Source organism: Intrasporangium sp., assembly GCF_030452765.1.
Taxonomy (GTDB): Bacteria; Actinomycetota; Actinomycetes; order Actinomycetales; family Dermatophilaceae; genus Intrasporangium_A.
On sequence record NZ_JAKDLO010000198.1, the window covers coordinates 1 to 7,628 of the forward strand.

Below are 7,628 nucleotides of genomic sequence, written 5' to 3' on the forward strand. Positions count from 1 at the left end.
CTCAACTACAACCTGCTCAGCATCACCGCCGTGGTCATCGGCGGCACCAGCTTGTTCGGCGGCCGAGGCCTGGTCATCGGTAGCCTGATCGGGGCGCTGATCGTGCAGGTCTTCAACAGCGGGCTCGCCCTGGCCGGCGTGGACCCGAACTACCAGGTCCTGGCCACCGGCATCCTGGTCATCCTCGCCGTGTCGGTCGACCAGTGGATCAGGAGGGTGAAGGCATGACCGGTTCCGCGTCAAGAACCCCAAGCGCCGAGCGTGACGTCACAGGCAAGGGATCGCCGGACGGATCCAGGGACAAGCCGGTGCTCGAGGCCACCGGGCTGGTCAAGCTGTTCGGCCGGGTCGTGGGCCTGCGCGGGGTCGACTTGCGCCTGTTCCCGGGCGAGATCCTCGCCGTCATCGGCGACAACGGCGCCGGCAAGTCGACCCTGATCAAGTGCCTGTCCGGTGCGCTGACGCCGGACGAGGGCCGGTTGGAGATCGACGGGAGGCAGGTGCGGCTGAAGTCCACCCAGGAAGCACGCGAGGCCGGGATCGAGACGGTCTACCAGACCCTTGCCGTGGCACCGGCCCTGGACATCGCGAGCAACCTCTTCTTGGCCAGAGAGATCCGTCGCAAGGGTTTTGCCGGCTCCGTGCTGCGAATGCTCGACACGGGGGCGATGAAGGAGCAGGCCAGCCGGCACATCAAGGACCTGGGCATCAGTACCTTGCAGAACATCAACCAGTCGGTGGAGACCCTCTCCGGCGGGCAGCGTCAGGTCGTGGCGGTGGCCCGCACCGGCGCCTTCGGCAGCAAGATCGCCATCCTCGACGAGCCGACCGCCGCCCTCGGGGTCCGCGAGACCGGTCAGGTCCTCAAGCTCGTACGTGACCTGCGCGACCGGGGCCTCGGGGTCATCCTGATCAGCCACAACATGCCCAACGTCTTCGAGACCGCAGACCGCATCCACGTCCAGCGCCTCGGTGGCCGGGCGGCAGTGATCAGCCCGAAGACCCACTCCATGCAGGACGCCGTCGCCATCATGACCGGCGCGATGACGGTGCCCGAGTCCGAGCAGAGCCTGCGGTGACCGAGTCCGAGCAGAGCCTGCGATGACCGCGTCGACCGGCGAGGCGGTCAGGATCATCGTCGTGGGCCACCTGCCCATCCGCGAGGGGTCTGCGACCATCATCGACCACGCCATCGTGCCCGCGGGGGGCCCACGGGGGGCGCCTGGGTGCGAACGGACCGTTCGCGAGGTGGAGGGCGGGTGGTGCCGAGAGTCAGGCAGAGGGCCGCGGCGACGAGCGCCGCGACGGCCCCACCGAACAGGACCGTCTGCACCTGCACGACCCCCGCCCCGATGAGGGCGTCGGTGTCGAACGGGTCGGGCAAGCGGCGCACCGCCGCGTAGTAGCGGTGCAGGCCGAGCGAGGTGAGCAACGCGAGCCCGACGATCATGCCGACCATGCGGGCGACGACCACGAGGGCGCTCGCGACGCCGTGCGCCGAGGCCGGCGCATCGGCCAGGGCGGCGTCGTTGACGGGTGCGATCGCGAGACCCATCCCGAGGCCGACGACGACGAGCACGACACTCGCCCCCACCGCCTCGTCCAACGAGTGCGGGCCCCACCGCGACATCGCGACCATACCGGCACCGGCGAGGGTCAACCCAGTGGCCGCCACCGGCCCGTCGCCGAACCTGCGGGTGGCGAGCCCACCGAGAAGAGCCCCGACCGGGACAGCGAGCAGGAACCGGACGAGCACGAGCGCGGCCCCGGTCTCGTCCCGGGTCAGGGTGAGCCGGGCGAGCAGCGGGACGTCCACGACGACGGCGACGAGGGCGGCACCGACGAGGAGGCTGACGACCTGGGCACGCAGGCCCAGTCCGTGGACCACTCCCCTCGGGATGAGCGGGGCGGGGGCCCTCCGGTGCCACCACGCCAGCACGACGACCGCGAGCACGCCCACCGGGAGCAGAACCACCCCGATCGGCCCGACGACCTCACGTTCCGGGTCGGAGCTCGCGAAGGTCAGCACGAGCGCGCCCAGCGCAACCGCGACGAGGACAGCACCGAGCAGGTCCGCCCGGCGGAGCACCGGCCACCAGCGACGCGCAGTCACGCCGGCCGCGACGGCGAGGAGCCCGAGCGCCACCAGCCCGATCGGGGTGAGCACCCGGGACTGCCCGACGAGCGGGATGAAAGGCACCCCGAGGGTGACGTCGGTGACGAGCCGCTCGGGCGCGGCGAGGGCGAGGCCACCGAGACCCAGCCCGAGCACGGCCGAGGTGGCAGCCCCGACGCTCGAGGGTCGGCGGTCGCCTGGGGTGCGGCGCCCCCCGCAGCTCAGCACAGCGGCATACAGGATGATCCCGGCAGCGACGTTGGCCCAGAAGATGGCACGCCACCCCGACCACGCGAGGATCGCGGCACCGAGCAGCGGGCCGAGCACCGACCCGAGCTCCTGCACCGCCCCGACGACCCCGAAGGGGGTGCCCCGTCGGCCCACGGGCCACAGGTCGGCGACGAGCGCCAACGTGGCGGGCACCAGTCCCCCGCCGCCGAGACCCTGCAGGACGCGTCCGCCGACGAGGACCGGCAGGTCGACGGCGAGCGCGGTGACCGCCGACCCGACGACGAAGATCGCCAGGCAGGCCAGCAGGATCCGTTGCCGGTCAAGCAGATCCGAGAGATGACCGATGAGCGGAAGCGCCGCGACATAGCCGAGCAGAAAGCCCGAGATGATCGGGGTCGCCTCCTGCAACGCCTCGATCCCGATCCCGACACCGGCCATCATGTCGGTCAGCGCGAGGACGACGATGTAGATGTCCGCGGCGGCGAGCGCCACCGCGACCGAGGCCACCGCGAGCAGCGCGCGGCGGGGCCCCGGAGCAGCAGTCACGAGCGGATCGGTCACGTGGGCCTGGTGATGGTGACCGGTTCCCCGTAGCGGTCGAGCACGAGGGTGTACGCCGAGGATGTGCCGCTACCGAAGAACGGTCCCTCGATCGAGACCTGGCGTAGCTGGTTCGCGTCGGTGAGCAGGTAGGTCGCATGGTAGGTCTCGGCCTGCTCGCCGATCCGCAGCAGGTCGACGACAGCGCTGCCCGGCAGGTCGCCGGTGATCTTCGTGAGTACCTCGGAGCCCTTGCGCGTCTGCCCTCCCGCCGTCGGTGAGGTCGTCGCCGTGATCAGGGTGGTCAGGCCGCGGTCCCGGGAGAAGAGCACAGCAGGGTCGGGCAGCCCGTAGTCGGCGGGGGCGATCTGGTGGGTCCCCGGCACGAGCGGGAGCCGGGCCCAGACCTTGCCATCGACCGAGGTGATCTCGGCGTCGGCCTGCACGCCCGCAACGGCGACCTTGAAGGTTCCCTTGAACGCCGGCGGGTGCGCACCCCAGCCCTCGCCGGAGACCAGGCCGCTCGCGTGCTCGGGCACGCCCGCGCTCGTCAGGCTCACGTGCACCGACGTCGCCGCGTCGAGGTTCGACTTGGCCGCGTCGAGGCGCTGCGCCGGGGTGAGCTCGGTCTGCTCGGTCGGCGGGGGTGACGAGTCACCTGTGCAGGCGGCGGTCCCGAACAGGCACAGGCCCGCCAGGAGCGCGGCTACGATCTTGCCCGTCGTTCGCATGGCCAGAGGGTATGCCGCTCAGCCCGCTCGCGCTCGTGTGCGCGGGATCCTCGTGGCTCCGGATTCTGTATCCGCGGCATCCAAGGCGCACGATAGGCACATGACGTTCTTCGGGGAGCATCCGTGGACCCGCTGGGTCGCCCCGGTGGCGGCGCTCGGGCTCATCGGTGGCTCGGCCGTGGTGACGAACCAGCAGGCCGACGCCGATCCCGGCCTGCCTTCTCGCACAGCCGCGCAGTTACTCGCCGATGTCCGCTCGGCCGACGTGGCCGCCCTCTCGGGGACCGTCGTGCAGACCGTCGACCTGGGTCTGCCCCAGCTGCCCGGGCTCACCGGCGGCGCCGGTCCCGGCGGCCCTCGGGCAGGCGCCTCCGACGGCGACAGCGGGATGTCCTCGCTCGCCACGCTGCTGACCGGGTCGCACACGTGGCGGGTCTGGCTCGACGGCCCGACCAGGCAACGACTCGCGCTGATCGACGGTTCGAACGAGACGGACCTCATCCACCACGGAAACGACCTCTGGGTCTGGTCGAGTGCCGACAAGTCCGCCGTCCACCGCCGTATCCCCACGCTCATGCACCCGCTGGGCCCCGGCCAGGACACTCGCGGACCCGCCGATCTGTCACCGACCGTGCCCCGCACCCCGAAGGAGGCGGCAAGCCGGGCGCTCGCCCTGATCGGCGACGACACGACCGTCACCACCAGCGGGACTGCGTCGGTCGCCGGGCGGGCGGCCTATGAGCTCGTGCTGACCCCGAAGGACTCGGCCACGCGGGTCGCCTCGGTCCGGATCGCCATCGACGGCCGGCGGCACATCCCGGTGCGGGTGCAGGTCTACTCGACCAAGCTCGCGAACCCGGCCTTCCAGGTCGGCTTCACCTCGATCGACTTCGGCCGGCCCGACGCGAGCATCTTCGCGTTCACTCCGCCCCCCGGTACGAAGGTCACCGACAAGGGCACCCTGACGCTGCCGGTCCACCCCTCGCGCAAGGGCGCCACCAACCCCGCCCCGGCCGCGCCCGGCCGGCTCCAGGGGCCGACGGTGGTCGGATCCGGTTGGAGTGCCGTCCTCGTCGGGCGCCTGCCGCTCACCGCTGCCGACCGCGGCACTGCGGGCGACCCGCGCAGCTGGCTGGACGGCATACGGTTCAGCCTGCCGCGCGTGATGGGCAGCTGGGGGCGCGGTCGCCTGCTCGAGGGGACGCTCTTCTCGGTCGTCTTCACCGACGGCGGCCGGGTGGCGGTCGGGGCGGTAGCACCCGCCCAGCTGTATGCCGCTCTGGCGGCGACGTGACCGCACCGCCCCTCGCGCTCGGGCCCGGTCCCGCGATCGAGACCCGGGCCCTGACGAAGCTCTTTCGGGGCAAGCCCGCCGTCGACGGCATAGCGCTGTCGGTACCGCGCGGCAGCGTCTACGGCTTCCTCGGGCCGAACGGCTCGGGCAAGACGACGACGATCCGGATGGTGCTGGGGCTGGTGCGCCCGTCGTCGGGGACAGGCAGGCTGCTCGGCGAGCCGATGCCTGGCGCGGCGCGGCGGGTGCTGCCGAGGGTGGGCTCGCTCGTGGAGGGACCCGCGTTCCATCCCTATCTGTCCGGGCGGCGCAATCTCGATCGGCTCGACTGCGCCGACCTCACGGCCGACCCGCGTACGAGCCGTCACCGCGTCGATGCAGCCCTCGACCGGGTCGGCCTCCTCGCCGCAGCAGCCAAGCGCTACCGCGCCTACTCCCTCGGGATGCGGCAGCGGCTCGCGATCGCTGCCGCCCTGCTCATGCCGCGTGACCTCCTCGTGCTCGACGAGCCGACGAACGGTCTTGACCCACAAGGAACTCGGGAGGTGCGGCATCTCGTCTCCGACCTCGCCTCGGACGGCACGACGGTCTTCGTCTCGAGCCATCTGCTGGCCGAGGTCGAGCAGATGTGCACCCATCTCGGGGTCATGAGCGAGGGCCGGCTCGTCGCCCAGGGACCGGTCGCCGAGCTCCGGGGCGGCGCGCCACCGGTCGCCCTGGTCCGCACGGACCAGGTCCAGGAGGCGGTTCGGGTCCTCGTCGGCCTTGGCCTCGGCGGCGTCGAGCCCGTCCCGGGTGGGGTGCGGGCCGACCCCGGTGGAGTCGAGCCCGAGAAGATCGTCGCTGCTCTCGTGGCCAACGGTGTCGGAGTCAGGGAGTTCACCGTATCCAGTCGCAGCCTCGAGGACCTGTTCGTCTCGCTGACCGGGGAGGGCTTCGATGTCGGCGGCTGAGTGGTCTCGCTCGCTGCGGTTGCTGCGCTCCGAGCTGCTGCTCATCGCGGGTCGTCGGCGCAACCAGATGGGCCTGCTCGTGCTCGCAGCGGTCCCCGTGCTCATGGCCGTCGCGGTGAAGCTCAGCTCCTCAGGAGGCGGGCAGGGCGGCCCGGATCTGCTCGGCTCGATCACCTCGAACGGCCTCTTCGTTCCGCTCGCCGCACTGGGTGTCGAGATCGGCCTGTTCCTGCCGCTCGCCATCGCGATGCTGGCCGGCGACGCCATTGCCGGCGAGGCGAACACCGGCACCCTGCGCTACCTGCTGACCGTTCCGGTCGGGCGCACTCGGCTGCTCGTGACGAAGTACGTCTCCCTCTGCATCGGGGCCCTGTGGGGAGTCGCGGTCATCGTCGTCCCCGGTGCGATCGTCGGCATCGCGATCTTCGGTACTGGGCCCATGCTCACCCTCTCGGGCACCCAGCTCCCGTTCTGGAGCGCGGTGTGGCGGGTCGTGCTCATCAGCCTCTATCTCGCGGCGGGCCTGGCCGCGCTGGCCGCCGTCGGCCTGTTCATCTCGACCCTGACCGAACAGCCACTCGCGGCGACGGTCGCCCTGATGATCTTCACGATCCTGTCCTGGATCCTCGACACGGTGCCCCAGCTCGACTGGCTGCACCCGTGGCTGCTCGTCGACCGGTGGATGGCGTTCATCGACCTGCTGCGCGATCCCCCGTTCCTCGACACGATCTGGCAAGGCCTGCTCGTCGACATCGGCTATGCAGTCGTCTTCTCGTTGCTCGCCTGGGCCCGCTTCGCCGGGAAGGACGTCACGAACTGACACGATCTCTGTCGGCCCGGGTTCGGCGATGGTGGACCGGGTAGCACTAGGGTCGACAGCGACATCCCATTCGTTCACCAGCACGAAGCCTGAAGGGAGGCGGCATGGTCCTGTCCGGCCTCATCCTGATGGCCCTCGGCATCGTCGTGGGGGCTGTCGCGGCCGTCGGTGCCTACGGGGCAACCGGCCCTGTGCACGTCGAGGCGTTCGGCCTGCAGCGGGACGCGTCCGCTCTCGAGCTGGTCATCGGCGGCGGCATCGCCGTCCTGCTCTTCTGCCTCGGGTGGGCGGCCCTGACGAGCCGGGTCCGGCACCGGACCCGGCTCCGCCGCGAGCAGCGGGAAGAGGAGCGGCTCGCCGACGTCGAACGGGCGTCGGCAGCCGAGCGCACCGAGCACGAGCGACGCATGGAGGAGGCCGGGCTGCGCGACGAGGACCTCAGGCGGCGCGAGAGCGAGCTGGCCGCGCGCGACAAGGAGGCCGACGACCGGCTCGGCGCTCGGCAGGACGAGCTCGCGGCACGCCAGGAGCAGCTTGAGGCCCGAGAGGGCGAGCTGGCCCGCCGCGAGGCGCAGTGGCGCCAGCAGGTCGGGCCCTCCGTCGCCGATGTCGTGACCGGCCGTGCCAAGGGCGCCGTCTCCGAGGGCACCGCAGAGTGGGTCGACGACGGCACCGCGGGCCCCGACCCGGATCCCGACGCGCACCACTGACCGCCGCACTCCCCATCGACAGTGCAGTAGTTCGCATCGAGCGTGCAGTACTCCCCATCGACAGTGCAGTAGTTCGCATCGAGCGTGCAGTACTCCCCATCGACAGTGCAGTAGTTCGCATCGAGCGTGCAGCTGACCGCACTCTCGAACACGAGAAGTGCACTGTCGATCAGCACTGCCGCACTCTCGAACACGAGAAGTGCACTGTCGATCAGCACTGCCGCACTCTCGAA

7 protein-coding genes and 1 pseudogene are annotated in these 7,628 nt (G+C 71.2%); 6 read left to right on the forward strand and 2 right to left on the reverse strand.

The window, feature by feature from the left end:
• Both L0H79_RS18920 and L0H79_RS18925 read left to right on the forward strand, forming a co-directional pair.
• Nucleotides 1-228, forward strand: a pseudogene (locus L0H79_RS18920) (ABC transporter permease); the annotation flags it as partial.
• Nucleotides 225-1,079, forward strand: a complete 855-nt coding sequence (locus tag L0H79_RS18925; RefSeq protein ID WP_301486196.1) for an ATP-binding cassette domain-containing protein — start codon at nucleotides 225-227, stop codon at nucleotides 1,077-1,079. The pseudogene L0H79_RS18920 and the gene L0H79_RS18925, both read left to right, overlap by 4 nt.
• Nucleotides 1,080-1,177: 98 nt before the next feature.
• Here L0H79_RS18925 and L0H79_RS18930 read toward each other — a convergent pair whose 3' ends face one another.
• Complete coding sequence (locus L0H79_RS18930) at nucleotides 1,178-2,908, reverse strand: MFS transporter (RefSeq protein ID WP_301486197.1); 1,731 nt, start codon at nucleotides 2,906-2,908, stop codon at nucleotides 1,178-1,180.
• A complete protein-coding gene (locus L0H79_RS18935; RefSeq protein WP_301486198.1) occupies nucleotides 2,905-3,618 on the reverse strand; it encodes an LppX_LprAFG lipoprotein in 714 nt (237 codons plus the stop codon). Before L0H79_RS18935 ends, L0H79_RS18930 begins: the two co-directional genes overlap by 4 nt.
• Before the next feature lie 100 nt (nucleotides 3,619-3,718).
• On the opposite strand from L0H79_RS18935, the gene L0H79_RS18940 reads away from it, so the two are divergent.
• From L0H79_RS18940 to L0H79_RS18955, 4 genes are all read left to right on the forward strand, one after another.
• Nucleotides 3,719-4,912: a hypothetical protein gene (locus L0H79_RS18940; RefSeq protein WP_301486199.1), complete on the forward strand. Its 1,194-nt coding sequence runs from the start codon at nucleotides 3,719-3,721 to the stop codon at nucleotides 4,910-4,912.
• Nucleotides 4,909-5,865, forward strand: coding sequence for an ABC transporter ATP-binding protein (locus L0H79_RS18945; protein ID WP_301486200.1), 957 nt, complete (start codon nucleotides 4,909-4,911; stop codon nucleotides 5,863-5,865). The genes L0H79_RS18940 and L0H79_RS18945 overlap by 4 nt, the downstream gene beginning before the upstream one ends.
• Entirely contained in the window at nucleotides 5,852-6,685 is an 834-nt protein-coding gene (locus L0H79_RS18950) for an ABC transporter permease (RefSeq protein WP_301486201.1), read from the forward strand. Before L0H79_RS18945 ends, L0H79_RS18950 begins: the two co-directional genes overlap by 14 nt.
• 104 nt (nucleotides 6,686-6,789) lie before the next feature.
• Nucleotides 6,790-7,395 carry a hypothetical protein gene (locus L0H79_RS18955; protein WP_301486202.1) on the forward strand — a complete coding sequence of 202 codons (606 nt, stop codon included), beginning with the start codon at nucleotides 6,790-6,792 and terminating at the stop codon, nucleotides 7,393-7,395.
• Nucleotides 7,396-7,628: the final 233 nt, after the last annotated feature.

Excerpts from the sequence above, each read along its gene's own strand:
- L0H79_RS18925 (WP_301486196.1), top strand. The coding sequence starts at position 225 with ATGACCGGTTCCGCGTCAAGAACCCCAAGCGCCGAGCGTGACGTCACA.
- L0H79_RS18935 (WP_301486198.1), bottom strand. The coding sequence starts at position 3,618 with ATGCGAACGACGGGCAAGATCGTAGCCGCGCTCCTGGCGGGCCTGTGC.
- L0H79_RS18940 (WP_301486199.1), top strand. The coding sequence starts at position 3,719 with ATGACGTTCTTCGGGGAGCATCCGTGGACCCGCTGGGTCGCCCCGGTG.
- L0H79_RS18950 (WP_301486201.1), top strand. The coding sequence starts at position 5,852 with ATGTCGGCGGCTGAGTGGTCTCGCTCGCTGCGGTTGCTGCGCTCCGAG.
- L0H79_RS18955 (WP_301486202.1), top strand. The coding sequence starts at position 6,790 with ATGGTCCTGTCCGGCCTCATCCTGATGGCCCTCGGCATCGTCGTGGGG.